The 24,605-nt window shown below is 71.5% G+C and carries 22 protein-coding genes; 12 read left to right on the top strand and 10 right to left on the bottom strand.

The features are described from left to right. Positions 1-83: 83 nt before the first annotated feature. Positions 84-371: an Lrp/AsnC ligand binding domain-containing protein gene (locus tag AB0C25_RS17320; protein WP_355033408.1), complete on the top strand. Its 288-nt coding sequence runs from the start codon at positions 84-86 to the stop codon at positions 369-371. 62 nt (positions 372-433) lie between these two features. Here the strand turns inward: AB0C25_RS17320 and AB0C25_RS17315 are convergent, their stop codons facing one another. The 5 genes from AB0C25_RS17315 to AB0C25_RS17295 form a co-directional block, all read right to left on the bottom strand. Beyond that, a complete protein-coding gene (locus AB0C25_RS17315; RefSeq protein ID WP_357374172.1) occupies positions 434-1,117 on the bottom strand; it encodes a DUF4142 domain-containing protein in 684 nt (227 codons plus the stop codon). A 193-nt stretch (positions 1,118-1,310) separates the two neighbouring features. Continuing rightward, positions 1,311-2,942: a cytochrome b N-terminal domain-containing protein gene (locus AB0C25_RS17310; protein WP_357374170.1), complete on the bottom strand. Its 1,632-nt coding sequence runs from the start codon at positions 2,940-2,942 to the stop codon at positions 1,311-1,313. Beyond that, positions 2,939-4,027: a Rieske 2Fe-2S domain-containing protein gene (locus tag AB0C25_RS17305; protein WP_357374168.1), complete on the bottom strand. Its 1,089-nt coding sequence runs from the start codon at positions 4,025-4,027 to the stop codon at positions 2,939-2,941. Before AB0C25_RS17305 ends, AB0C25_RS17310 begins: the two co-directional genes overlap by 4 nt. 64 nt (positions 4,028-4,091) lie before the next feature. Then, the gene (locus tag AB0C25_RS17300) at positions 4,092-4,931 is read right to left on the bottom strand and encodes a cytochrome c (protein WP_357374166.1); all 840 of its coding nucleotides are present in this window, start codon (positions 4,929-4,931) and stop codon (positions 4,092-4,094) included. Positions 4,932-5,001: 70 nt separating this feature from the next. Then, entirely contained in the window at positions 5,002-5,601 is a 600-nt protein-coding gene (locus AB0C25_RS17295) for a heme-copper oxidase subunit III (protein ID WP_357245119.1), read from the bottom strand. A 99-nt stretch (positions 5,602-5,700) separates the two neighbouring features. Between AB0C25_RS17295 and AB0C25_RS17290 the strand changes: the two genes are divergently transcribed. The 4 genes from AB0C25_RS17290 to AB0C25_RS17275 all read left to right on the top strand — a co-directional run bounded on the left by AB0C25_RS17290 (position 5,701) and on the right by AB0C25_RS17275 (position 8,785). Continuing rightward, positions 5,701-6,630, top strand: a complete 930-nt coding sequence (locus AB0C25_RS17290; RefSeq protein ID WP_357374462.1) for a cytochrome c oxidase assembly protein — start codon at positions 5,701-5,703, stop codon at positions 6,628-6,630. Between the two features lie 108 nt (positions 6,631-6,738). Next, positions 6,739-7,134: a hypothetical protein gene (locus AB0C25_RS17285; RefSeq protein ID WP_145779657.1), complete on the top strand. Its 396-nt coding sequence runs from the start codon at positions 6,739-6,741 to the stop codon at positions 7,132-7,134. Between the two features lie 90 nt (positions 7,135-7,224). Continuing rightward, positions 7,225-8,286 carry an anthranilate phosphoribosyltransferase gene (gene trpD, locus AB0C25_RS17280; RefSeq protein WP_357374164.1) on the top strand — a complete coding sequence of 354 codons (1,062 nt, stop codon included), beginning with the start codon at positions 7,225-7,227 and terminating at the stop codon, positions 8,284-8,286. 292 nt (positions 8,287-8,578) lie between these two features. After that, positions 8,579-8,785, top strand: a complete 207-nt coding sequence (locus AB0C25_RS17275; RefSeq protein WP_357374162.1) for a hypothetical protein — start codon at positions 8,579-8,581, stop codon at positions 8,783-8,785. A gap of 269 nt (positions 8,786-9,054) precedes the next feature. Here the strand turns inward: AB0C25_RS17275 and AB0C25_RS17270 are convergent, their stop codons facing one another. Both AB0C25_RS17270 and coxB read right to left on the bottom strand, forming a co-directional pair. After that, positions 9,055-9,480: a cytochrome c oxidase subunit 4 gene (locus tag AB0C25_RS17270; protein WP_357374160.1), complete on the bottom strand. Its 426-nt coding sequence runs from the start codon at positions 9,478-9,480 to the stop codon at positions 9,055-9,057. A gap of 9 nt (positions 9,481-9,489) precedes the next feature. After that, positions 9,490-10,461, bottom strand: a complete 972-nt coding sequence (gene coxB, locus AB0C25_RS17265) for a cytochrome c oxidase subunit II (RefSeq protein WP_357374158.1) — start codon at positions 10,459-10,461, stop codon at positions 9,490-9,492. A gap of 231 nt (positions 10,462-10,692) precedes the next feature. On the opposite strand from coxB, the gene AB0C25_RS17260 reads away from it, so the two are divergent. Together AB0C25_RS17260 and AB0C25_RS17255 are read left to right on the top strand one after the other, a co-directional pair. Then, entirely contained in the window at positions 10,693-11,844 is a 1,152-nt protein-coding gene (locus AB0C25_RS17260; protein WP_357374156.1) for an aminotransferase class V-fold PLP-dependent enzyme, read from the top strand. Then, positions 11,841-12,074, top strand: a complete 234-nt coding sequence (locus AB0C25_RS17255) for a sulfurtransferase TusA family protein (RefSeq protein WP_357245108.1) — start codon at positions 11,841-11,843, stop codon at positions 12,072-12,074. The genes AB0C25_RS17260 and AB0C25_RS17255 overlap by 4 nt, the downstream gene beginning before the upstream one ends. Positions 12,075-12,311: 237 nt before the next feature. Here AB0C25_RS17255 and AB0C25_RS17250 read toward each other — a convergent pair whose 3' ends face one another. The 3 genes from AB0C25_RS17250 to AB0C25_RS17240 form a co-directional block, all read right to left on the bottom strand. After that, positions 12,312-13,292, bottom strand: coding sequence for a carbohydrate kinase family protein (locus AB0C25_RS17250; RefSeq protein WP_357374154.1), 981 nt, complete (start codon positions 13,290-13,292; stop codon positions 12,312-12,314). A 183-nt stretch (positions 13,293-13,475) separates the two neighbouring features. Continuing rightward, positions 13,476-13,844 carry an iron-sulfur cluster insertion protein ErpA gene (erpA, locus tag AB0C25_RS17245; protein ID WP_357245104.1) on the bottom strand — a complete coding sequence of 123 codons (369 nt, stop codon included), beginning with the start codon at positions 13,842-13,844 and terminating at the stop codon, positions 13,476-13,478. A 169-nt stretch (positions 13,845-14,013) separates the two neighbouring features. Beyond that, positions 14,014-15,153, bottom strand: a complete 1,140-nt coding sequence (locus AB0C25_RS17240; RefSeq protein ID WP_357374152.1) for a glycerate kinase — start codon at positions 15,151-15,153, stop codon at positions 14,014-14,016. A 68-nt stretch (positions 15,154-15,221) separates the two neighbouring features. Here AB0C25_RS17240 and nadA point away from each other — a divergent pair, with 68 nt between their 5' ends. The 5 genes from nadA (at position 15,222) to AB0C25_RS17215 (ending at position 24,587) form a co-directional block, all read left to right on the top strand. Continuing rightward, a complete protein-coding gene (gene nadA, locus AB0C25_RS17235; RefSeq protein WP_357374150.1) occupies positions 15,222-16,421 on the top strand; it encodes a quinolinate synthase NadA in 1,200 nt (399 codons plus the stop codon). 213 nt (positions 16,422-16,634) lie between these two features. Then, on the top strand, positions 16,635-17,990 hold the full coding sequence (murA, locus tag AB0C25_RS17230; RefSeq protein ID WP_357374148.1) for a UDP-N-acetylglucosamine 1-carboxyvinyltransferase: 1,356 nt from the start codon (positions 16,635-16,637) through the stop codon (positions 17,988-17,990). 114 nt (positions 17,991-18,104) lie between these two features. Next, positions 18,105-18,698 (top strand): DUF3043 domain-containing protein, encoded by a 594-nt coding sequence (locus AB0C25_RS17225; protein WP_357374146.1) that lies wholly within the window; start codon positions 18,105-18,107, stop codon positions 18,696-18,698. 230 nt (positions 18,699-18,928) lie between these two features. After that, complete coding sequence (locus AB0C25_RS17220; protein WP_357374144.1) at positions 18,929-19,489, top strand: XRE family transcriptional regulator; 561 nt, start codon at positions 18,929-18,931, stop codon at positions 19,487-19,489. A gap of 385 nt (positions 19,490-19,874) precedes the next feature. Next, positions 19,875-24,587, top strand: a complete 4,713-nt coding sequence (locus AB0C25_RS17215; protein WP_357374142.1) for a WG repeat-containing protein — start codon at positions 19,875-19,877, stop codon at positions 24,585-24,587. Positions 24,588-24,605 lie beyond the last annotated feature (18 nt).

The following is a 24,605-nucleotide window of genomic DNA, read 5'->3' as shown; positions in this document are numbered from 1 at the left end:
CGCGGCCGGCGGGCACACCGGTCTCCGAGCCGCCGGGGAGCATCTAGCATGGGCGACGACGCCGACGAACGGAGAAATGTCCCGTGATCACCGCCATCGTGCTGATCGACTGTGCCACCGACGCGATCCCCGAGGTGGCGGAGACCCTGGCCAGCCTCTCCGGTGTCAGCGAGGTCTACTCGGTGGCCGGGCACGTCGACCTCATCGCCATCGTCCGGGTCCGCGAGTTCGACCAGATCGCCCAGGTCATCGCGGGCAGCATCTCCAAGGTGCCGGGCGTGCTCAACACCGAGTCGCACATCGCGTTCCGGGCGTACTCCCAGCACGACCTGGAGGAGGCGTTCGCGATCGGCCTCTCCAGCGCCGACTGACCAGCGCACGCACGGCGGCCGGTCCACCCGCAGGGGTGGACCGGCCGTCTGCTGTCGCTACGTCAGCTCACGCTGGGAGCGGGCGTTTCGGTGGTGCCCGGAGCCGGGGCCTCGGTGCCACCACCCGGAGCCGGCGACTCGGTGCCGGTGCCACCCGGAGCCGGGGACTCGGTGCCAGTGCCACCCGGGCTGGGTGTACCGCTGGCGCTGGTCTGCGGAACCGGGATGCCCAGCTTGTTGGCGAGCTGCACCAGCTCGTCATAGTGCGCCTGCAGCGTCGGCAGGGCCGTCTGGGCCAACTGGACCACCGACTGCTCGGAGCCCTGCGAGATCTCCGTCTGGGTGGCCTGGATGGCCTGGACGTGGCCGGCCAGCTCACTTGTCACCCAGAGCCGGTCGAACTCCGCCCCGCTGGCGTTGTTCAGCTTGTCGATGACCGCCTGCTGATCGGCACTGGGCTCGTTCGGCAGTTCCACCCCGAGCTGGGACGCGGTCTGCTGCACCGTCTGGTCCAGCTGGGTGTGGTCGGTCTTCAGCATCGCGCCCAGGTCCTTGACCCCCTGGTCCTGGCCCTTCTGCTGGGCCAGGTCACCGGCGGTGATCTCGAACAGGTTGACCTGGTGTACCGCCTGCAGGTACTGGGTGTCCTGCGTCGACGGCTGTGCCGCGGCCTGCGCGGCCGCAGCCGGCGCGACACCGACAAGTACCAGCGCGGCCAACAGGCCGAGGCGTTTGATACCCAACATGCTTCCCCCCCTTGAGACGTTGGACCGCACGGATACCCGGCTCACCGGGGTTATTCCTGCGATCCCCCGTCGCGCGGGGTCGACCGGTCCGATCAGGGCCGTCCGACTCCTGGTCGGATGGGGCGGGGGGTACGGATACGACGGGGCGCCCGCCGGAATCCGGCGGGCGCCCCGTGACGGTGCGTCTGGGCGGTCAGCGGCGGCTGTCGCCGCTGGTGATCTCCTCGCGGTCCGGTCGGGGCTCGACCGGCGGGTGCCCCGGCGAGACCGGCGCCTCGACCGGCTTCTCGATCGGGTAGAAGAAGCCCCGGATGGCCGGGCCGAGTGCCCCGAGCCGGTTCATCTTCTTCGGCACGACCCAGCCGACGTACTCCAGCTCGCCGTGGCCGTCCGCGTGCCCGTTCGACGCGCTGAGCGGCTGGTGCACCTCGACGAACCGACCGTCCGGCATGCGCCGGATGATGCCGGTCTCCACGCCGTGTGCCAGCACCTCCCGGTCGTGCTGCTGCAGGCCCAGGCAGAGCCGGTACGTCACGTAGTACGCCAGCGGCGGAACCACCAGCAGACCGATCCGGCCGGCCCAGGTCATCGCGTTCAAGCTGATCTGGAACTTGTCGGCGATCACGTCGTTGGCGCCGGAGAGCGTCAGCACGACGTAGAACGAGACGGCCATGGCGCCGACCGCGGTCCGCGCCGGAGCGTCCCGGGGTCGCTGGAGCAGGTTGTGGTTCTTGCGGTCCTTGAGCTGTCGGGCTTCCAGGAACGGGTACATCGTCGACAGGCCCACCAGGATGCCGGGCAGCACGACAGTCGGCCAGAACAGCGGCGGGATCACGTACCCGTCGCCGAGCGGGATGTTGATCTCCCAGGCCGGCATGAGTCGGGTCGAACCGTCGAGGAACATGACGTACCAGTCGGGCTGGCTGGCGGAGGAGACCACCCACGCCTCGTACGGGCCGAACAACCAGATCGGGTTGATCTGGAACAGACCGCCCATCAGCGCGATGACGCCGAAGACGACCATGAAGAAGCCGCCCTGCTTCAGCGCGTACCGCGGGAACATCCGCTCGCCGACCACGTTGTTGTTGGTCCGGCCGGGGCCGGGCCACTGGGTGTGCTTCTGCTTGAAGACCAGGCCGAGGTGGACGCTGATCAGCGCCAGCAGCAGACCCGGGATGAGCAGCACGTGGGCGATGAAGAACCGGCTGATGATGATCGTGCCCGGGAACTCGCCACCGAAGATCGACGAGGTGACCCAGGTGCCGATCACCGGGATGGACAGCATGATCGCCGAGGCGATCCGCAGACCCGTGCCGGACAGGCCGTCGTCCGGAAGCGAGTAGCCGGTGAAGCCGGCCAGGAAGCCGACCCAGAACAGCAGCGAACCGATGATCCAGTTGGTCTCACGCGGCTTGCGGAAGGCGCCGGTGAAGAAGACCCGCAGCATGTGCACGACGATCGCGGCCATGAACAGCAGCGCCGCCCAGTGGTGCATCTGCCGCATCACCAGACCGCCGCGGACGTCGAACGACAGGTCCAGGCTGGAGGCGTACGCGGCGGACATCGGCGTGCCCTGCAACGGCGCGAAGCTGCCGTTGTAGACCACCTCGGTCATCGCCGGCTCGTAGAAGAAGGTGAGGAACACACCGGTCAGCAGCAGCACGATGAACGAGAACAGCGCGATCTCGCCGAGCAGGAAGGACCAGTGGTCCGGGAAGACCTTGTTCAGCAGCTTGCGCAGCGGGGTGGCCACCTGGAAGCGGTCGTCCACTCCCACCGCAGCCTTGCCCGGCGTCGCCGCCAGGTCTAACTTTCGACGCTTCATGGCCGCTCCCAGAAATCAGGCCCGACGGTCTCAGTGTAGTCGGACTTCGCCACGAAGAAGCCCTCGGAGTCCACCTCGATCGGCAGCTGCGGCAGCCGCCGGCTGGCAGGGCCGAAGACCGGCTTGGCGTTGTTGGTGATCAGGAACTGGGACTGGTGGCACGGGCAGAGCAGCCGGTTGGTTTGCTGCTCGTAGAGGCTGGCCGGGCAGCCGGCGTGCGTGCAGATCTTGGAGAAGGCCGCGTAGTTGCCCCACATGTAGTCGCCGTGGCCGATCCTCTCGTTGGCCCGACGCGACTCCTGCGCGTCGGAGTCCCGGAGGTGGATCAGCAGCGTCGGGGAGTCGGCGTGGATGTTGCTCACCCCGTGCTCGATGCCGGGGAAGACCGTCACCTGGCCACCGGCGCTGACGTCTGCCGGGCGCACCGGCCGGCCGTCCTCGCGCACCAGGCGGATCGGCTCGCCGCCTTCGGCCGAGGCGAACCCGGTGGTGAACATCTGGTTCTTCTTGTGCGGCTGGGAGATCAGACCGCCGACCAGCGGCGCCGCCGCGACCGCGGCGACCGGCGCGAGGCCGGCCAGCAGCGAGATGCCGAGCAGTGGACGACGCTTCACACCCAACTCGTCGGCCATGTAGAGCATGGTCTGGCCGGTGATGGTGCGGCCTTCGGAGTCCACCTGCCCCTCGTGCCGGTCCTGGATCGAGACCTCCTTGGGCAGCAACTTCTTGCCCCAGGTCAGGATGCCGAAGCCGACGGCGAGCAGGGCGATGCCGAGGGTGGCGCCCAGCAGCGGCGTGTACCACTTGTCGCCGCCGCGGCCCGCCTCGTACTGCCACGGCCACCAGATGTAGATGGCCAGGAACGCGGTCGCGGCCAGGCCGGTGATCAGGAAGAACCCGGCCACCACGCGGGTCAGCCGACGTTCCGCCTTGGTGCCCGGCAGCACCTGCGGCTCATAGTGGACGATCTCGATGTCGTCCCGACGCGCGCCCTCGCGAACGATGTCGAAACGGGTCAGCTTGGGGTCGTTCACGTCGAGCGGCTCCTGGCCCTGCGGGGCCTGGTGCTCGGTGTGGGTGCTCATGCCGTCACCTCGCTACGGGTGGCGCCGAGCGGCGCCACAGCACTGAATCGGATGATCCGCTCGGTCACGACTTGCCCGCAATCCACAGGCTGGCGAAGACGAGCGCCACGATGCCGATCAGGAAGATCGCCAGACCCTCGGTGGAGGGGCCGTACCGCCCGAGGTTGAAGCCGCCCGGGTCCTGGTCGTGCTTCAGCGTCTCCTGGATGTAGGCGATGATGTTCGCCTTCTGCTCCGGAGTGATCTGGTTGTCACCGAACACCGGCATGTTCTGCGGGCCGCTCAGCATCGCCGCGTAGATCTGCCGGTCGGTCGCCGGGTGCAGGCTCGGGGCGTACTTGCCCGAGGAGAGCGCACCGCCGCCGCCGCCGAAGGCGTGGCACTGGGAGCAGTTGATCCGGAACAGTTCGCCGCCGGCGGCGATGTTGCCGTTCTCGTGGAGGTTCTCCTCGGTGCCCGGCACGACCGGACCGCCGCCGAGCTCCTGGATGTACTGGCCGAGCTGGGTGACCTGATCCGGGGTGAAGACCGGGGGCTTGCGGTGCGCCTGGGCCTCCTGGCGGGCCAGCGGCATCCGCCCGGAACTGACCTGGAACTCGACCGAGGCCGCGCCGACGCCGATCAGGCTCGGACCGCGACCTTCCACACCCTGGGCGTTACGGCCGTGACAGGTCACACAGCTCACGTCGAACAGCGCCTTGCCCTCGGCGGCGGCGCCGGTCAGCTGCGGATTGTCCTGCGCCTGGGCACCGGGAGCGAAGACGGTGTAGGCGCCGCCGGCGAGCATCAGCGCGGCGATCAGCCGGACCGCGGCGCCCAGCCGGCGGCGGCCCCTGCTGCGCGCGGCGGGCCGCTCACGCAACCGCGCGAGCAGACCGCGTCGGCGGTCGTTGTCAGAAGTCATGAGCGGTGTCCTTAACCGGTTGGACCTGTCTCAGGGGACGGAGCAGCAGCACGGAATGTGACGCGCAAGATCACTGAAGCCAGTAGATCATGCCGTACAGCCCGATCCACACGACGTCGACGAAGTGCCAGTAGTACGACACGACGATCGCCGAGGTCGCCTGCGCCGGAGTGAACCGGCCCATGGTCGTACGGACCATGAAGATGATGAAGGCGATCAGACCGCCGGTCACGTGCAGGCCGTGGAAGCCGGTGGTCAGGTAGAACACCGACCCGTACCCGTCTCCGTTGATCTTGATGCCGTCCTCGACCAGGTGCCGGTACTCGTTCAGCTGGCCGAGCACGAAGATCAGGCCCATCACGAAGGTGACGGTGAACCAGCGCCGCAGCGCGTGCACGTCGCCCTTCTCCGCCGCGAAGACGCCGAGCTGGCAGGTCACGGAGGACAGCACCAGGATCACCGTGAAGGTGGTCGCGTACGGGATGTTCAGCGCCTCGGTGTGCTTCTCCCACTGCTCCGGCGCAGCCGCGCGGATCGAGAAGTACATCGCGAACAACGCCGCGAAGAACATGAGTTCGCTGGAGAGCCACACGATCGTCCCGACGCTGACCATGTTCGGTCGGGTCAGAGAGTGGATCCGGCTCTTGTCAATGGCTGGGGCCGCAGTCACGCCGTCATTATTGCCCCTGACCGGGGCCGCCCATCAGCGGGGTGGCAAACCTGCGCCTTCCGTGGCCCGACCGTCAGGGTCCGGTTCGCCTGGCCTAGCCTGAAAAGCGTGCTGCACGTCGATCCGATCTTCGCCGCCACCTCGGCCCCGCCGCCGTTCACCGTCGGCGCGGTGCTGACCGAGACCCGGCTGGACAGCTGGCTGGCCCTCGGCCTGGTGCTCGCTGCCGGCCTGTACCTCTACGGGGTGTACCGGCTGCGCCTGCGGGGCGACCGCTGGCCGGTCGCCCGTACCGTGTTCTTCCTCGGCCCCGGGCTGGGCGGCATCGCGCTGGTCACGGTCAGCGGGTTGCACGCGTACGACACCGCTCTGCTGTCCGTGCACATGATCCAGCACATGGTGCTGTCCATGGTGGCGCCGATCTTCCTGGCGCTGGGCGCGCCGATGACCCTCGCCCTGCGCACCCTGCCGGTCGGGCCGCGCAAGCGCCTGCTGGCGATCGTGCACAGCCGCGTCGCCCGGGTCTACAGCTTCCCGCTGGTGGCGTTCGCCATCTTCGTGGTCAACCCGTTCGTGTTGTACTTCAGTGATCTGTACCGCTTCACCCTCGAACACGCCTGGGCGCACGAGCTGGTGCACGCGCACTTCATCATGACCGGCTGCGTGTTCTTCTGGCCGCTGCTCGGCCTCGACCCGCTGCCCGGCCGCTGGCCGTACCCGGCGCGTGCGCTCCTGATGCTGCTGTCGGTGCCGTTCCACACGGTGCTCGGCCTCACCATCATGCAGAGCACCACGCTCTTCGGCGGCGACTGGTACCCGTCGCTCAACCTGAGCTGGTCCGATCCCAAGGCGGACCAGGTGGTCGCCGGCGGCATTCTCTGGGCCGGCGGTGAGTTCGTCAGTGTGACCATGCTCGCGGTGCTGGTGGTGCAGTGGGTCAAGCAGTCCGAGCGCGAGGCCCGCCGGGTCGACCGCGAGCTGGACCGCCAGGAGGCCCGCGAGCGCGCTGCCGACGCCGCGCCCGCCTGAGCTGCCCGGACGGTACGCCCGGCGAGTGCCGCCGGGCGGGATGTCGGCTACGTCACGCCGACCGGTACGATCGGCGGGCAGCTACGAGGTTGGAAGCGGAGTGCCGGCATGAGCGATCGTCTTTGCACCGTCCTGCTCTACAGCGACGACCCGCAGGTCCGTGATCGGATGCGGATGGCCGTCGGCACCCGGCCCGCGCCCGGTCTGCAGATCGAGTTCGTCGACGCGTCGACCTACGCGGAGACCATCCGGCTGGTCGACGACTACGAGATCGACCTGCTGCTGCTCGACGGTGAGGCGAGCCCCGGTGGCGGCATCGGCATCGCCCGCCAGATCAAGGACGACCGGGACGACGCTCCCCCGACCTGCCTGGTGATCGCCCGCGCCGCCGACCGATGGCTCGCCGCGTACGCCGAGGTCGACGCCACGCTCGTGCACCCGCTCGACCCGGTGACCACCGGCGGTACGGTGGCCGAGCTGCTGCGGACGCACGCACCCGCCTGACGTCTCCCAGCTGTCCGGCACCGTCGCGGCGCCGGATCCGCCGGCGCCCGTTCCAGCCCACCCGCACTTCGCACGCTCGGGAGGCCCGCCATGGGCGATCGGACCTGGCCGCACCTGCTCAACTCGCTGCTGCACGGCGAGGAGCTGTCCACCGCCGACACCGCGTGGGCGATGGACGAGATCATGACCGGTTCGGCGAGCGCGGCGCGGATCGCGGGCTTCGCCATCGCGCTGCGGGCCAAGGGCGAGACCCCGGCTGAGCTGGCCGGTCTCGTCGAGGCGATGTTGGGTCGTGCGGTGCCGGTGGTGCTTCCCGAAGAGGTGCGCCGCACCGCGCTCGACGTCGTCGGCACGGGCGGTGACCTCGCCCACACGGTCAACATCTCCACGATGACCGCGCTCGTGGTCGCGGGCACGGGCGTACGCGTGGTGAAGCACGGCAACCGCGCCGCCTCCTCCCTGTGCGGCACGGCCGACCTGCTGGAGTTCCTCGGTATCCCGCTGGACCTCGGCCCCGAACAGGTGGCCCGCTGCGTCGAGGAGGCGGGCATCGGGTTCTGCTTCGCGGCCCGACACCACCCCGGCATGCGGCACGCCGGCCCGGTCCGTCGTGAGGTGGGAGTGCCCACCTTCTTCAACTTCCTCGGCCCGCTGACCAACCCGGCCCGCCCCCGTGCCGGCGCGGTCGGCTGCTTCGACGCCCGGATGGCCCCGGTGATGGCGAGCGTCTTCGCCGCCCGCGGCGACTCGGTGATCGTGATGCGCGGCGAGGACGGTCTGGACGAGTTCACCACGGCCGCACCGACCCGCGTCTGGGTGGCCCAGGACGGCACCGTACGCGAGGCCGTGCTGGACGCGACGGACCTGGGGGTGCCCCGGTCCACCCTGCAGGACCTGCGGGGCGGTGACGCCGCGTACAACGCCGGTGTGGCCCGCCGCCTGCTGGCCGGTGAGACGGGCCCGGTCCGGGACGCGGTGCTGGTCAACGCCGCCGCGGCGCTGGCCACCCAGGGTCCGCTCGACGGCGACCTGACCGAGGCGCTCCGGGCGGGCATGAACCGCGCGGCCGAGTCGATCGACTCCGGCGCGGCCGCCGCGACCCTGGACCGCTGGATCAAGACCGCCGCCGCCCTCGGGCCGGCACCCGTCTGACCGAAGCGCCGCCACCGCCGACGCCGCTCTCCAACCCTTGATCGACTCAGGGTCCTTGAACCCGGGGTGTCCGACAGCCGAAATGCCTTTGATCAACTCGAGATCCTTGAATCGGTGCTGTCCGGCAGCCCTGGACACCCCGACCTCAATGATGTCGAGTGGATCATGCCCAGCCCCTACGCGGAGATTTGTCGGACCCGCGTGGAAAACTGCAGGCGAGTACTTCTCCGCTTCCGTTGTGCGTCGTTGTCGCATCCGGGGGCGGTTCACCTGGAGTGAGAAGGAGACACCCGTGTCGCACCGCGAGCTCTACTGCGATGTCTGCCAGGACGTGACGCCGTTCGAGATGCCGCGCTGCGTCGACGGCCACGGCACCGACTCTCCCGAGCTGATCTGCACCGGCTGCGGCGTCGCCGTGGTGATCCCCACGTTCGCCTTTCCGGTCACCCGGCTGGCTGAGCGCCGACGCCACCAGCCCACCCACCGCCACGCCGCCTGACACTCACCGCCCAGCACCCGCACCACACCACCGGCACCGCCCCGCACCCGCGCCGCAGCACCCAGACCGCACGCACCTGGGCACCGCCCGGCGCGCGCCACGACGAAAGCGCGCCACGACGAAAGCGCGCCACGACGAAAGCGCGCCACGACGAAAGCGCGCCACGACGAAAGCGCGCCACGACGAAGGCGCGCCACGACGAAGGCCCGCTCCCCGTGGGAGGCGGGCCTTCGTGGCGTACGGGTCGGTCGCGGCGGCGACCGGGTGGATCAGTGCTCGGCGGTGCGCCGGGTGCCGCTGTAGTACTCGAACAGCAACCCGCAGGCGGAGAAGATGACCGCCAACAGACCGGCACCGATCAGCCAGAACTGCCAGAACACCATGCCGAGCGCGGCGATCGCGGCGGCCAGAGCCAGACCGAACGGCCAGTAGCTGCCCGGGCTGAAGAAGCCGACCTCACCGGCGCCGTCGGCGATCTCGGCGTCCGGACGGTCCTCGGGCCGCAGGTCGATGCGGCGGGAGACGAACCAGAAGAAGCCACCGCACATCGAGCAGAGCAGGAACGACAGCAGCAGGGCCACGGTGCCCACCCACTCGATGCCGCCGGACGCGCCGTTGGTCCAGGCGCCGTAGAGGATGGTGGCACCGAAGAGGAACCCGGCGATGACCAGGAAGATACGCCACTCGGTCTTCATGCGGCTGCCTCAGCTTCCCGTGCGGGCCGGAACTTTGTCCGGGTTGAAGTTGTCCTGCGTCCGCCGGGTGTCGAACGGCTGCGTGGTCTCCGCGTACGGCTGCTCACCGATCTCGGTCAGCGCGTCCTGGGTCGACTTGCCGCTCTGCTTGGCAGCCAGGAACTGGTCGTACTTCTCCGGCGAGACCACCCGCAGCTCGAAGTTCATGAACGCGTGGTAGCTGCCGCACAGTTCGGCGCAGCGTCCGACGTAGGCGCCCTCGGCGTCCAGACTGGAGACCTCGAACACGTTGCGGATCTTGCCCGGCATGACGTCCCGCTTGAACAGCAACTCCGGCACCCAGAACGAGTGGATGACGTCGCGGCTGGTCTCCTCGAAGCGGATGGACCGGCCGGTCGGAAGCACCAGCACCGGGATGACCTCGCTGGTGCCGAGCGTCGACGCGGTGGTGCGGGCTTCCGTGCCCTGGCCGTCACGGTAGTTGAACTGCCAGTTCCACTTGAAGGCGACGACCTCGACCGTGACGTCCGGGTTCTTCGACAATTTGTCGACGTCGGTCTGCACGATCGCCGTGTAGTAGAAGAGCACGGAGACGATCAGGATCGGCGCGATGGTGTAGAGGAACTCCATCGGCAGGTTGTAGCGGGTCTGCACCGGCAGCGCGTTGCCACGCTTGCGGTAGCGCACGACGCACCAGAAGATCAGGCCCCACACGAAGACGCCGACCGCGAGCGCGGCGATGCAGGAGGCGATCCACAGGTCGTACATCCGCTTGGACTCCGGCGAGATGCCGCCCTGCGGCCAACCGAAGCCGTCAAACGCCTGGCCCACATCACAGCCCGTGAGCAGGATCAGCAGCGCCACGCCACTGAGACCGAGCCCGGCCAACCGACCAGCACCACGCCCCCGGCGTCCACCGACCCCTGGCGAAGCGCTGTGCCGTACGGCCGACGGCCGTACCTCCGAACTCCTTGCGACCACCTGGTCCTGCCTCCCTAGCGCGCCGCGGTGCGTCTTTCCTCAGCACCGGCGGCAAAGGCGTCACCGACGGTCGCAGATTACTCGACCATGACGGGCTCGGCCGTGGTGGGGTCACTGTCCACCCCCCATTGGGGGGATGATGGGCATACCGCCGCGATAGCGTGTCGATCTGTGAGCGCGAGGAGTGAGCCGGGGTTGCGAGCCCCGCAATCGCGAACAAAAGGCGGATCTGTGAGCGCATCCCCGGTCTACCTGGACGCGGCGACCGCCGCGCCGATGCATCCGGTCGCGCGGCAGGCGCTGCTGGCGGCCTTCGACGACGGCTGGGCCGACCCGGGCAAGCTCTACGCCCAGGCCCGCCGGGCACGACAGCTGCTCGACGCCGCCCGCGAGGCCACCGCGCTGACGCTCGGCGTCCGCCCGGACGAGGTGTCCTTCACCCCCAGCGGTACGACCGCGGCCCACGGCGCGGTGCTCGGCGGCCTGGCGGCCCGGCACCGGGTCGGGTTGACGCTTGTGCACTCCGCGATCGAGCATTCGGCGGTGTTGCACGCGGCGGAGCGACACGTGGCGGCGGGCGGGACCGCGACCGGCGTGCCGGTCGACCGGTTGGGCCGGTTGGACCTGGAAGCGTGGTCGGCTGCCGTTCGCGCACCCGGAGTCGCGCTGGCCGCGCTGATCACTGCCAGTCACGAGGTGGGGACCGTGCAACCGGTCGCCGAGGCGGCTGCCGCCTGCGCCGAGGTGGGGGTGCCGCTCTTCGTGGACGCCGCGCAGTCGGTCGGCCGGGTGCCCCTGCCGGCCGGCTGGGCGGTGCTGACCGCGAGCGCGCACAAGTGGGGCGGCCCTCCCGGGGTGGGGGTCTTGGCGGTGCGCAAGGGCACCCGCTGGGAGTCACCCTGGCCGGCCGACGAGCGGGAGGGTGGTCGTACCCCCGGGGTGGTGAACCTGCCGGCGGTGGTGGCGGCGGCGGCGAGCCTGCGCGCGGCGGCGGCGGACGCGGCGGCCGAGGCGACCCGGCTGGCCGCGCTCGTGGACCGGATCCGGGCGCGGGTGGCGGTGGAGGTGCCCGACGTGGAGGTGGTCGGCGACCCGGTGCTCCGACTCCCCCACCTGGTCACCTTCTCGTGCCTCTACGTCGACGGTGAGGCGCTGCTGCACGCGCTGGACCGGCGGGGCTTCGCCGTGTCGTCCGGTTCGTCGTGCACGTCGTCCACGCTGCGGCCGTCGCACGTGCTGGAGGCGATGGGGGTGCTCTCGCACGGCAACGTACGCGTCAGCCTGCATCGGGAGACGACCGACGCGGACGTCGAACGGTTCCTCGGCGAGTTGCCCGGGATCGTCGCCGAGTTGCGCGCCGAGGCGGGGGTGGTGGGGCTGTGACGATGCCGGACGAGGTGATCGACTGTCGGGGGCAGCGGTGCCCGCTGCCCGTGATCGCGGCGGCCCGACGGTTGCCGCAGGTGCCGGTGCGCACGGTGGTCCGGGTGCTCGCGGACGACCCGGCGGCGGCGGTCGACATTCCCGCCTGGTGCCGGATGCGCGGCCACGAGTATCTGGGGGCCGTCAACGGCCCCGAAGGCCCGGCCTACGACGTCCGCCGCCTCCACTAGACGAGTAATTCCTAAAAGGCTGACGAACGCCGAGCGCTCGACTGGCCGCCATGTCGATCTGCCAAGAAGCGGTATACCTCAGGGGTATATTTATACCTCTGAGGTATACCGCTCAATGCCGCATCCGACCCCAACGAAGGTGACCGACGGTGACCGACCTGGCCACACCGCGTCGGCTCACAGGTCACATTGCTGAGCGTCAAGCGATCAGGAGACGCCGGCGAGGGTGAGGGTGGGTCAGGCCGGGAGCAGGTGGGGGCGGATCTCGTCCGCTGCCTCGTCGCCGTAGGACTCGGCCAGGCGCTTGACGAACAGGTCGCGGCGGACGTCGTACTCCTGGGTCCCGACGGTCTCCAGGACGAGCGTGGCCAGCAGCGAGCCGACCTGGGCGGCCCGCTCCAGCCCGACCCCCCAGGACAGCGCGGTGAAGAACCCGGCCCGGAAGCCGTCGCCCACCCCGGTCGGGTCGACCGCGCGGATCTCCCGCGCGATCGGGACGTGGATCGGGTCGATGCCCCGCCCGGCGATCTCCACACCGTGCTTGCCCAGCGTGGTGACCCGGACCTTGACCAGGTCCAGCAGTTGGTCGTCGCTCAGCTTCGCCTTGCTCTGCAACAGCGACTTCTCGTAGTCGTTGGTCATCAGGTAGTCGGCGCCTTCGATGAGCGCCACCACGTCCTCGCCGGGCATTCGGGCGAGCTGCTGCGACGGGTCGGCGGCGAACGCGTACCCGCGGGTGCGGCACTCGGCCGAGTGCCGCAGCATCGCCTCGGGGTCGTTGGCACCGACCAGCACCAGGTCCAGTCCGCCGACCCGGTCGGCGACCGGAGCGAGCTCGATGTTGCGGGCCTCGCTCATCGCACCGGCGTAGAACGACGCGATCTGGCACATGTCGGTGTCGGTGGTGCAGACGAAGCGGGAGGTGTGCGCGACCTCGCTGACGTGCACGGAGTCGCAGTCGACGCCGTGGCGCTCCAGCCAGGAGCGGTAATCGGCGAAGTCCGCACCCACCGCGCCGAGCAGCACCGGGCGCAGGCCCAGCTGGCCCATGCCGAAGGAAATGTTCGCGGCCACACCACCGCGACGGAGCACCAGATCGTCAACCAGGAAGGAGAGCGACACCTTGTGCAGCTGATCGGCGATCAGCTGGTCGGCGAAGCGACCGGGGAAGCTCATCAGGTGATCGGTGGCGATCGAGCCGGTCACGGCGATCTTCATGTCAACCCTCGGGGTCGGGAGCAGGGCGCGGTCAGCCTACCGGCCCCGCCATCTGAGAGCGTCCGCGTCCCGTCGGTCGGACATCCGTGACCGACCGTCACCGGCTCCGGGACCGCTCCCAGCCACCACGGCGGCGGGGCCGTCCCGAAGGACGGCCCCGCCAGTGCTGCTGTGTGGTGTGACTCAGTTGAACGAGTCACCGCAGGCGCACGAGTTGCCCGCGTTGGGGTTGTCGATGGTGAAGCCCTGGGCGTCGATCCGGTCGGCGAAGTCGATCGTCGCGCCGGACAGGTACGGGGCGCTCATCCGGTCGACGACGACCCCGACACCGTCGAAGTCGGTGACGACATCACCGTCGAGCGAACGCTCGTCGAAGAAGAGCTGGTACCGCAGGCCGGAGCAGCCGCCCGGCTGCACGGCGACGCGGAGCCGCAGGTCGTCGCGGCCCTCCTGCTCGATCAGGGCCTTGACCTTCTGCGCTGCGACGTCGGTGAGGACGACGGAAGTAGGGGCCTTGGCCTCGGTCGACTCGGTCTGCGCTGGCGTGGTCACGTGGAAGTCTCCCTGCGCGGTGTGGGTCCGGACGCACTGGCCAACGCCGTGCGCCGTCCAGTCATTCCCGGTTGTGGTCCGCTTCCGATCCTACGCCGCCTCGGCCGGACCCACCCGCGTGGCGTGATCGCCGCCGCAGGTCGGCCCCGGTGGTGGGCGGCCGGCGGCCTCAGCGGCTCCACTGCCGGGCCAGCCGGGCGCCCAGCTCGTGCAGCCCCGCCGCAGGCCGGCTCAGGGCGGCGTCGAGCCCTCCGCGCTCCTCGCCGCCGAACTGCTCCACCAGGCTGTACGCGTCGGTCACCCCGGCCGAGGCGGCCTCCCGCCGGCCGGTGCTGACCTGCCCGGCCACCACGACGCAGGGGACTCCCCGGTCGCGGGCGGCGCCGGCCACCCCGGCGACGACCTTGCCGCGCAGCGACTGGTGGTCGAACGACCCCTCACCGGTGATCACCAGGTCGACGCTGTCCAACGCGGCGTCCAGTCGGGTGGCCCGGGTGACCACGCCGATTCCCGACTCGCAGCCGCCGCCGAGGGCGAGGATGGCCGCGCCGATGCCACCGGCGGCCCCGCCCCCGGGTACCGTGCAGAGCCCCGCCGGGCAGCCGGGCAGATCCCGCTCCAGCACCTCCGCGAAGCGCTCCAGCGCGGCGTCGAGCAGCAGCACGTCCGCGCGGTCGGCGCCCTTCTGCGGGCCGAACACGTTGCTCGCGCCGTGCAGGCCGAGCAGGGGGTTGTCCACGTCGGTGGCCGCGACCAGCCGAACGCCCCGCAGCCGGGGTACGCCGTCGAGGGCGTCGACCAGGGCCAACGCCGCCCCGCCGTACGGCAGCGCCGCGCCGCCCGGGTCCAGCGGGGTCAGGCCCAGCGCGGTGAGCATTCCGGCTCCCGCGTCGTTGGTGGCGGAGCCGCCCAGCCCGATCACCACGGTGCGTGCGCCGCTCTCCACCGCGGCGGCCACCAGCAGGCCCAGCCCGTACGAGGTGGTGGTCTTCGGGTCCCGTTCGGCGGCGCTGAGCAGGTGCAGCCCGCAGGCCTGGGCGCTCTCCAGATAGGCGGTCGCGCCGTCGGTGGTGAGGAGGATCTCACCGGCGGCCGGCCGGCCCAGCGGGTCGACGGTCGCCACCGGCACCCGCCGACCACCGAGGGCTCCGGCGAGCACCTCCACGAAGCCGGGACCACCGTCGGCGAGCGGCCGGATCAGCAGCTCGTCGCGGTCGGTGACGGTGCGCCAGCCGTCGGCCACCGCGGCGGCCACCTCCGGTGCGGACAGGGTGCCGGCGAACTTGTCCGGGCAGAGCAGCACGCGCATGCCGAGCAGTGTGGCAGCCCACACCGAGCGGAGCTGCGGCGCGCTCGTGCTGTGGGACCATGGGCTACGTGACTTCGACCTGGCTGGAACCCTCCAACACCGCGACGGCTCTGCTGCTGCTCGGCCGGGGCAGCGACCCGGACACCGAGCGCGGCGTCGAGTGTCCGGGCGACCTTCCGGCGCCCAGTGACCCGGATCTGGTGGCCCGCGCCACGGCCGCGAAGGCGAAGCTGGGCAGCAAGGTCTTCGTGCTGGGGCACCACTACCAGCGCGACGAGGTGATCCAGTTCGCCGACGTGACAGGTGACTCGTTCAAGCTGGCCCGGGAGGCCGCGGCCCGTCCGGACGCGGAGTACATCGTGTTCTGCGGCGTGCACTTCATGGCCGAGAGCGCCGACATCCTCACCACCGACGCCCAGCGGGTGATCCTGCCCGACCTGGCGGCCGGCTGCTCGATGGCGGACATGGCTGTGCTGAATCAGGTCGAGGCCGCCTGGGACACGCTCTCCGACGTGGGGATCGCCGGCGAGACAGTGCCGGTGACGTACATGAACTCGTCGGCCGACATCAAGGGCTTCGTCGGCCGCAACGGCGGCGTGGTCTGCACCTCGTCCAACGCCAAGCGGGCCCTGGACTGGGCGTTCGAGCAGGGGTCGAAGGTGCTCTTCCTGCCCGATCAGCACCTGGGCCGCAACACGGCGGTGCTGGAGATGGGCCTGTCGCTCGACGACTGTGTGCTCTACGACCCGCACAAGCCCGGTGGCGGGCTCACGCCGGAGCAGCTGCGCGACGCCAAGATGATCCTCTGGCGGGGGCACTGCTCGGTGCACGGCCGGTTCACCCTCGACAGCGTCAACGACGTCCGCGAGCGGGTGCCCGGGGTCAACGTCCTGGTCCACCCGGAGTGCCGGCACGAGGTGGTTACCGCCTCCGACCACGTGGGCTCGACCGAATACATCATCAAGACCATCGAGGCGGCTCCGGCCGGTTCGGCGTGGGCGCTCGGCACCGAGCTGAACCTGGTCCGCCGGCTCGCGCTGGCGCACCCGGACAAGCAGATCATGTTCCTGGACAAGGCCGTCTGCTACTGCTCGACGATGAACCGGATCGACCTGCCGCACCTGGTCTGGGCCCTGGAGGAGCTGGTCGCGGGCCGGGTCGCCAACCAGATCACGGTGGATCCCGACACCGCTTACCACGCCCGGGTGGCACTGGACCAGATGCTCGCCCTGCCCGGCGCGGACACCCCGCCACCAACGGCATCCTGATCACGGTCAGTAGCGCTCTTGGTACGCAAAAGTGCCGGATCACCGATTAATGCCACACACGCCGATGTGACCGAGTCCTTTTTCGTCACCGAGGGCTATGCTGCCCGGAGCGACGACACAAGCGGGCCGTTTCGACATGGCCGCATCCGGGGTAGCGAGAAAGCTCAGGCGCCCCACCAATAACACTGCAGCACCGACGCGCTGGAGGTTGCGTTGACCGACGACGTCCTGGTCGTTCACGGAGGCACTCCGCTCGAAGGGCGGATCCGCGTGCGCGGCGCGAAGAACCTGGTCTCGAAGGCGATGGTCGCCGCGCTACTCGGCGACACCCCGAGCCGGCTGTTCGACGTGCCGAAGATCCGCGACGTCGAGGTGGTCCGAGGTCTGCTCGGTCTGCACGGCGTCAAGGTCACCGACGGCACCGAGGACGGCGAGCTCGTCTTCGATCCGGCGAACGTGGAGAGCGCCAGCACGGACCAGATCAACGTGCACGCCGGTTCCAGCCGGATCCCGATCCTGTTCTGCGGCCCGCTGCTGCACCGGCTCGGGCACGCGTTCATCCCGGACCTGGGCGGCTGCCACATCGGCCCGCGCCCGATCGACTTCCACCTCCAGGCGCTGCGCGAGTTCGGTGCCACTGTCGACAAGCGGCCGGAGGGTCTGCACCTGTCCGCGCCGAACGGGCTGCACGGCACGAAGTTCGCCCTGCCGTACCCGAGCGTCGGCGCCACCGAGCAGGTGCTGCTGACCGCGGTCATGGCCGAGGGCGTCACCGAGCTGCGCAACGCCGCGGTGGAGCCGGAGATCATCGACCTGATCTGCATCCTGCAGAAGATGGGCGCGATCATCAAGGTCCACACCGACCGGGTGATCGAGATCCAGGGTGTGCCGAAGCTGCACGGTTACACCCACCGGCCGATCCCGGACCGGATCGAGGCGGCGAGCTGGGCGGCCGCCGCCCTGGCCACCCGTGGTCACGTCGAGGTGCTCGGCGCGCAGCAGGCCGACATGATGACCTTCCTGAACATCTTCCGCTCGGTCGGTGGCGAGTACGAGGTCACCGACGCCCGTGCGCCGAAGCTGGGCGACCCGGGCCAGGAGGGCGGCATCCGCTTCTGGCACCCCGGTGGCGAGCTGAACGCGGTGGCGCTGGAGACCGACGTGCACCCCGGCTTCATGACCGACTGGCAGCAGCCGCTGGTCGTGGCGCTGACCCAGGCCCGTGGCCTGTCGATCGTCCACGAGACGGTCTACGAGCAGCGGCTGGGCTACACCGAGGCACTGAACTCGATGGGCGCCAACATCCAGGTCTACCGGGACTGCCTCGGTGGCACCCCGTGCCGCTTCGGCCGCCGCAACTTCAAGCACTCCGCGGTGATCGCCGGGCCGAGCAAGCTGCACGCCGCCGACCTGGTCATCCCGGATCTGCGGGCCGGGTTCAGCCACCTGATCGCGGCACTCGCGGCCGAGGGCACCTCCCGGGTGTACGGCGTCGACCTGATCAACCGGGGCTACGAGGACTTCGAGGCGAAGCTCGCCGACCTGGGCGCGCACGCCGAGCGTCCGTAACCCCGGTCACCCCGACGTTCGACCACGACGGCTCCAGGTCGCGCTGCGACCTGGAGCCGTCGGTCTCCGTACCGCGATGTGCACCGGGCGCGGAGCGTTGGCTACCCTTGCCGCGTGCCGTCGCTCTTTCGCCGCAAGTCCACCGACCTCGTCGACGAGGCCGTCTCCTCGGTGACCCCCGAGGAGACCGCCGAGCGGTCCCGGGGTTACACCCCGGCCAAGGGTCGGGAGACGCCCAAGCGGCCGACCGTCGGTCGCCGCCCGGCCGGCCCCACCCGCCCCCTCACCAAGGAGGAGGAGCGGGAACGTCGCCGCCAGCTGCGCGCCGAGGCCGCGTCGGAGTTCCGCCGCGAGGGCGGCCCCCGCGACCGCGGCCCGGAGCGGCTGCTGGCCCGCAACGTGGTCGACTCGCGGCGTACCGTCGGCACCTGGTTCTTTGGCGGCGCGCTGATCGTGCTGATCGGGTCGAACGCGGCCATGCCGCCGCTGGTCCGGTTGATCTCGAACGTGCTCTGGGGCGCGCTGGCCCTGGGATTGATCATCGACTCGGTGCTGATCTGCCGCAAGATCGGCAAGCTGGTCCGGGAGCGCTTCCCGAAGACCGGCCAGCGGATGGGTTCGCTCTACCTCTACGCGGTCATGCGGTCGATCACCTTCCGACGGATGCGCGCCCCAGCCCCGCAGGTCAAGCTCGGCGACAAGGTCTGACCCCGACTTCCCACCCGCGCCCCACCATCGGCGAAACCGCTGTCCCCGGCATTCCCGGCGGCAGCGGTTTCGCCGTAGCTGCGCTGGTCGACTGCCGTTTGTGAGCGGGTCGAGGGCAAGCACGCCGTGCGGCATCCGAGCAGGTGCTGTTCGTTGTACCGTACGCAGGGTTCACCCTGCTGAACAGGCTGCTGTTCGCCACAACGAACGCCGAACCGAGGAGCGGACACATGCCTCCGGAACCGGCCGCCCCGTTGGCCACCATCGCCGCCGCCCTGCGCCGGGAACGGGAACGCGTGGGCATCTCGCTGACCGAGCTCGCCCGCCGGGCGGGAGTGGCCAAATCCACCCTCTCCCAGCTGGAGTCGGGCACTGGCAATCCGAGCGTGGAGACACTCTGGGCACTGGGCATGGCGCTCGGCGTGCCGTTCAGCCGACTGGTGGAACCCGCTGACGACGCCGTCCGGGTGATCCGGGCCGGGGACGGACCCCGGGTCGGCTCCGAGCAGGCCGACTTCGCCGGCACGCTGCTCAGCGCCGGGGCGGCACATCTGCGCCGGGACCTCTACCTGATCGAACTGGAGCCGGGAGCGGCCCGAACGGCGGACGGACACACCCCGCGCAGCATCGAACACGTGGTGGTGGCTGCCGGCCGGTTACGTGTCGGCCCCGAGACCGCCCCGATCGAGCTCGGACCCGGTGACTACGCGGCGTTTCCCGGCGACGCCCCGCACCGTTACGAGGCGCTCGCTTCCGGCACGTTCGCCGTCCTCATCCTGGAACATCCCTGACCGAAGGGCGACGATCAACCCGGTCCCGGCGGCCCCCGAATGCGGTATGGTCGGAGACCAGGTCCGGTTATAGGACTAAATGCCGGAAACAGTGCGGATAACGTTTGCCCCTGGGAGCGGCACCACAGTGGCGGTGAGCGAGCCCACGCCGTTACCCTCCATCCGCAGCCACGGCCTGCCGGCGCGGGCGACCTGACCGGCACGCGAGGCCCCAGCACGACAATTTGCAACGAGGTGACAACGCCGTGAGCGAGCGGACGCGAGCCGGCCACCGGGGCGTGGCAGGCGGCGACCGGACGCCCGGCGACCAGTCCGCGACGGCTGCGGACAGCTCACCTCCGGCGAGAATCGGCCAAGTGGCCGGGTGTGGCGATGGGCGCGGCCGATGAACGGCCGCTACGCCGACCGGTGGTCCGACCCGAACGAGCCGGCCTGGGTGGTCGAACCGACCACCGAGTGGCACCCCCAGTACCCCGGCCAGCGCTATCCCGGCGACATCGGCGTGACCCACCAGCCGCCACCGCGCGGCCGGGCGACGGTGACCGGCCGAGCCGAGGTGCCGCCGCTCGCGCCCACCCGCCCGGACGGCACCTACCTCGGCCGGTCCTGGGCCGACGAACCGCCGGAGGAGCCGGCGGTCCACGGCCGATCCTGGGCGGACGACGAGCCGGGGGAGACACCGAGCTACGGCCGAGCCCGGAGCGACACGCGCTCGGCCGACGCGTCCAGCTACGGCCGCAACGACAGCGCCGACCCGCGCACCTACGACCATGAGCCGTACCGCCGGCCACTACCCGAACCGCCCCGGCGCGACGACCGCCGCTCCTCCGAGTCGGACCGGCGTACCGCCTGGTCCGACCGCCGGCCCGGCGACGAGCGAGGTCCGGCACGGGAGGCCGCCTGGCACCGGGACCAGCCCTCCCCCGACCGGTACGACGGCCGACGCCAGCGCCCGGAGCCCACCGAGCGGGACCGTGGCTACCCGGGCACGCCACCGGTCTCCCCCGCGCCCCGCTCCGATTCCGGTCGGATGCCGGAGCCGGACGACGTGCCGCGTCGACGCGGCACACACGAGCGACCGGCCGCCGCTTACGACCGCCACCCCGTCGACGGGTACGGCGGGCGGCCCACCCGGGACCACGACGGCCGGACGGCCGACGACCGGACGGCCGACGACCGGACCGCCGACGGAGCTGACCAGTGGGCACCCGTGGACGGCCGCACGCGACACCGCGCCGACGGTTACCCGGACCGGACCGGCGACGACGGTCGCCGCCCGGAACGGCGCTACCGCGCGGACGAGGGCGCCGGCGCAGCGCCGTCACCCAACGGTGGACGACGGCACCGGCCCGAGCCGGACCTGCCCGACCATCCCCGGCGCGACGACGATCGGCGTCGGCCCGACAGCGACCCGCGCCGGCAGCAGCCCCGCGAGACCGCGGCCCGCGCCGAGGCGTACCCGGACCGGCGTCCCCGCGAGGAGGCCCGACCGGACGCGTACCGCGAGGACGGGCCTCGCGACCACCCGTACCGCGAGGAGCGGCCGCACGACAACGCGTACCGGGAGCCTCGTGCGCAGCCCGGCCCACGGCCGGACGGCACCCTGCCCTGGCCGCCGCCGGGTCCCGTGCGCCCGGACCGCACGCGGGAGCCGGGCCACCGCACCGAGCCGCACCGCGGCGTCGACCCGGTCACCCCGTCGCGGCCGGACGCTCGGCCCGAGCGACAGGCGGTCACCCCGTCCCGCTACGACGAGCGACAGACCCGCCCGGCCGCCACGGCCCCGTCGCCGGCCGGCCGTGCCACTCCGATCCCTCCGCCGCCGTCACCGGTCTCCCCCGCCGCGCCCGACCGGGACCGCCAGGTCCCGGCCGCCCCGGTCTCCCCCGCCCCCGACGTGCCCATCTCGGGTCCACCCGCCGCACGGCTTCGGCTGGAGTACCTGCCCGCGCCCGTGGACCCGCCCGCCCCCGACGAGCGTTCGGAGGTACCACCTCCGCCGGAGCGCCGGACACCTGGCGAACCGGCACCGACTGCCGGGGCACACCCCACCGCGCCGCCGCGCTACCCCGGCCCGGACACCACCGCCCGCCCGGCGGACCAGCGGCGAGGCGGCGAGCCCACCCCGGACCGCCGCCAGTTCGCCGACCCGTCGGGCAGCACGACCCCGACCGACCGACGCCCGACGCCGCACTCTCCCGATCGACCGGCCTCGGGGCAGCGCCCGCACTCCACCGACCGACCGCACTCCACGAACCGACCGCACTCCACGGACCGACCGGCCTCGGGGCAGCGCCCGGAGTCGCCGGATCGGATGGCCCCTTCGGCGGACGCACGCCCGCCGGTCGCGCCGCCGCCCACCTGGCAGGTCCCGCACCCGGCGGCGACCCCGCCCGCTCCGACGCCTGCCGCCCCGGAACCCCCGGAGCCGGACGCCGGCGCGGCGGCACTCCCGCTCGCCCCTGGCACGCCGCGCCGCTACGTACCGCCGCCATCCTCGGAAGGGCCGCTCGCCCCCGTTCGAGGCGCGGACGAGGTCGCGGGCGTCCGCGGGCCGGACGCGTGGTTCAGCCCCGCTCAGCCCGCCGACCCGGATCCGCGCGAGCCTGCGCCGGAGCGGCAGTCGTCCGAGCCGGCCGACCATGGGTCGACGATGAGCGAGCCCGACCTGTCGACCACGGTGGACCACGACCCGGTGGATCGGGACCCGCTGGATCGGGACCCGCTGGACCAAGACCCGGTGGACCACGACCCGTCGGCACCACCCACCGACGTCGCTCACGAGCCGAGTGACGAGCACGGAGGCGGGTCGACGCCGGCTGACGCTCCCGAGCCCGTGCCCACGCCACCCACACGCCCGACAGTCGACGCCCGGGCCGACGACCCGCAGGACGATGCACAGACGGCTGGCGGACCCACCCCGGCGCACGACGACCGACCCGTCTCCGGCGCGCCTGCCACCGCGACATCGCACCAGCAGGCCGAGGTCGACCAGCCGATGGTCACCGCTCAGGTCGTCGAGGACACCGATCCCGTCGCGCACGACACCACTGTCGACGCCCAGGCGTACGTCTGGCCGTCCGAAGCCGAGGCCGATCCGCACACCACCGCGTCGACGGACGGTTCGCGAACCGACGACTGGCCGGACGATTTGGCCCCACCGGCCCCGTCCGCGATGTCTGATGACAACGATGCACCGGTCTCGGGAGCACCGGTCTCGGCCGACCACACGCCGTCGACCCTGACGCCCGTCTCCGCACCCCCGGCAGCCGCACCGCCGGCCGCCGCAGCACCGGCCGCCGCAGCACCGGTCTCCGCGCCACCAGTCTCCGCAGAACCGGTGTCCGCACCATTGGCGTCGGTGTCACCGCCCGTTTCCGCACCACCCGCCACCCTCGCGCCCGTATCCGCACCACCCGCCGCCCCCGCGCCCGTATCCGCGCCGCCCGCGTCGACAGAGCCGGCCCACGCGCCACCCGTCTCCGCAGCGCCGACAACCCCGTCACCCACGTCGACAGCACCCACCCCCGCGCCGCCCGTCTCCGCACCGCCCGCGCCGACACAGCCGGCCCGCGCAGCACCCGCGCCCGCAGAGCCGACCTACGCGCCACCCATCTCCGCACCACCCGCGCCGACACAGCCCACCTACACGCCACCCATCTCCGCACCACCCGCGCCCACACCGCCGGCCCACGCAGCACCCGCGGCCAACGTTCCCGGCCCGAGGACCGGCCCGCGCGGAGAGGACGCGCCGGTCTCCGCGCCACCCGGCGACGCCGCACCGGCGGCGACCCGCCCCTCGTTGGCCGACCCGGGTGATCCGGAACAGGTTCTCGCGGCGTACCGCTGGCGGTTGGACCCGGTCACCCTGCGCGAGGAGCTGACCGAGCCGGACCACCTGCGGGCCATCCGGCGGCGGCTGACCGAGAAGCTGGGCTCGGCCATCGACAACCGCGCCCGGGCCCGGCTGCTCAGCCTGCGGGCGGTGGCCTCGCGGATCCTCGGCGACCTGGACGACGCGCTGGCCGACGGCCGGCTCGCCCTCACCTACGCCGAGGCGACCGGCGAGCTGCGCCGGACCTCGTTGGCCCAGGCCCGACTGGCCCACGTACTGCGCTGGCGGGGCAACTTCGCCGAGGCTGACCAACTCTTCGCCCAGGCCAACTCGGTCGAGTTACCCGACCGGTTGCGGGCCGCACTTCACGAGCACGCCGGACGGTCGTGTTACGACCAGGGGCGGCTCATGGAGGCCTGCCAGCACTTCGAGCAGGCACTCGACCTGCGTGGCGCCGGCGACGCCGAACTGCTGGACCGGGTCCGGGTGGCCCTCGACGCGGTCGCCGTCCGAGCCACGGCCGACGGCTTCGGGCCGTACCGCCGGGGTCGGGACGAGGTGCTCGACCGGGACCGACCCCCGGTGCCGGAGCGGGACGGGCCGCTGTGGGGTTACACCGGCCAGGACGGCGACCAGGTCATCCCCGCCCGGTACGCCGAGGCGCAGCCGTTCCACGACGGTCTGGCCTGGGTTCGCCGGCCGGACACCGACCGGTGGTCGTTGATCAACCTGCTCGGTACGACGGTGATCCCGCCGTCCTACCGGGCGGCGCACCCCTTCAGCGACGGCCTGGCCTGGGTGGTCGGCGAGGGCGGTTGGACGGCCATCGACGCGACCGGCGCGGTGCAGGTCGCGCCCAACTTCGCCGAGGTACGACAGTTCCGCCGCGGGTTGGCCGCGGTGCGGCGCGAGGGGTGGGGGGCGGTCGACCGGACCGGCCGGATCGTCGTGCCCACCCGCTACCACGGGTTCGTCACCGAGTTGGCCGACGGCCGGCGGGTCGACGGTTTCACCGACGAAGGGCTCGCCGTGGTGGACGTGGCGGGCCGGCGCGGGGTGGTGGATCGCACCGGCGCGGTGCTGGTCCCGCCGACCCACCCGATGCTGGTCATCCACCCGGTGGCGTTCCTGGTCGGCAGCGGCGGGCGGTGGGGTGCGCTGGACCGGCGCGGCGAGCCACTTATCGACCTGGTGCACCGCGATCGCGACGAGGTGTTGGCGGAGATCGATCGGCTGTTGACCGACGCCAACCCGGTGCTCTGAGCGGCCGTTCGACGATGG

Origin of the sequence: Micromonospora sp. NPDC048839, from assembly GCF_040649915.1 — a bacterium.
Taxonomy (GTDB): domain Bacteria; phylum Actinomycetota; class Actinomycetes; order Mycobacteriales; family Micromonosporaceae; genus Micromonospora.
This window is presented reverse-complemented; position numbering and strand designations above follow the sequence as displayed.

What these genes read in the sequence shown, in the direction of transcription:
- AB0C25_RS17315 (WP_357374172.1), bottom strand. Translation starts at nt 1,117, where the DNA reads ATGTTGGGTATCAAACGCCTCGGCCTGTTGGCCGCGCTGGTACTTGTC.
- AB0C25_RS17310 (WP_357374170.1), bottom strand. Translation starts at nt 2,942, where the DNA reads ATGAAGCGTCGAAAGTTAGACCTGGCGGCGACGCCGGGCAAGGCTGCG.
- AB0C25_RS17305 (WP_357374168.1), bottom strand. Translation starts at nt 4,027, where the DNA reads ATGAGCACCCACACCGAGCACCAGGCCCCGCAGGGCCAGGAGCCGCTC.
- AB0C25_RS17300 (WP_357374166.1), bottom strand. Translation starts at nt 4,931, where the DNA reads ATGACTTCTGACAACGACCGCCGACGCGGTCTGCTCGCGCGGTTGCGT.
- AB0C25_RS17285 (WP_145779657.1), top strand. Translation starts at nt 6,739, where the DNA reads ATGAGCGATCGTCTTTGCACCGTCCTGCTCTACAGCGACGACCCGCAG.
- trpD (WP_357374164.1), top strand. Translation starts at nt 7,225, where the DNA reads ATGGGCGATCGGACCTGGCCGCACCTGCTCAACTCGCTGCTGCACGGC.
- AB0C25_RS17270 (WP_357374160.1), bottom strand. Translation starts at nt 9,480, where the DNA reads ATGAAGACCGAGTGGCGTATCTTCCTGGTCATCGCCGGGTTCCTCTTC.
- AB0C25_RS17250 (WP_357374154.1), bottom strand. Translation starts at nt 13,292, where the DNA reads ATGAAGATCGCCGTGACCGGCTCGATCGCCACCGATCACCTGATGAGC.
- AB0C25_RS17240 (WP_357374152.1), bottom strand. Translation starts at nt 15,153, where the DNA reads ATGCGCGTGCTGCTCTGCCCGGACAAGTTCGCCGGCACCCTGTCCGCA.
- AB0C25_RS17220 (WP_357374144.1), top strand. Translation starts at nt 18,929, where the DNA reads ATGCCTCCGGAACCGGCCGCCCCGTTGGCCACCATCGCCGCCGCCCTG.
- AB0C25_RS17215 (WP_357374142.1), top strand. Translation starts at nt 19,875, where the DNA reads ATGAACGGCCGCTACGCCGACCGGTGGTCCGACCCGAACGAGCCGGCC.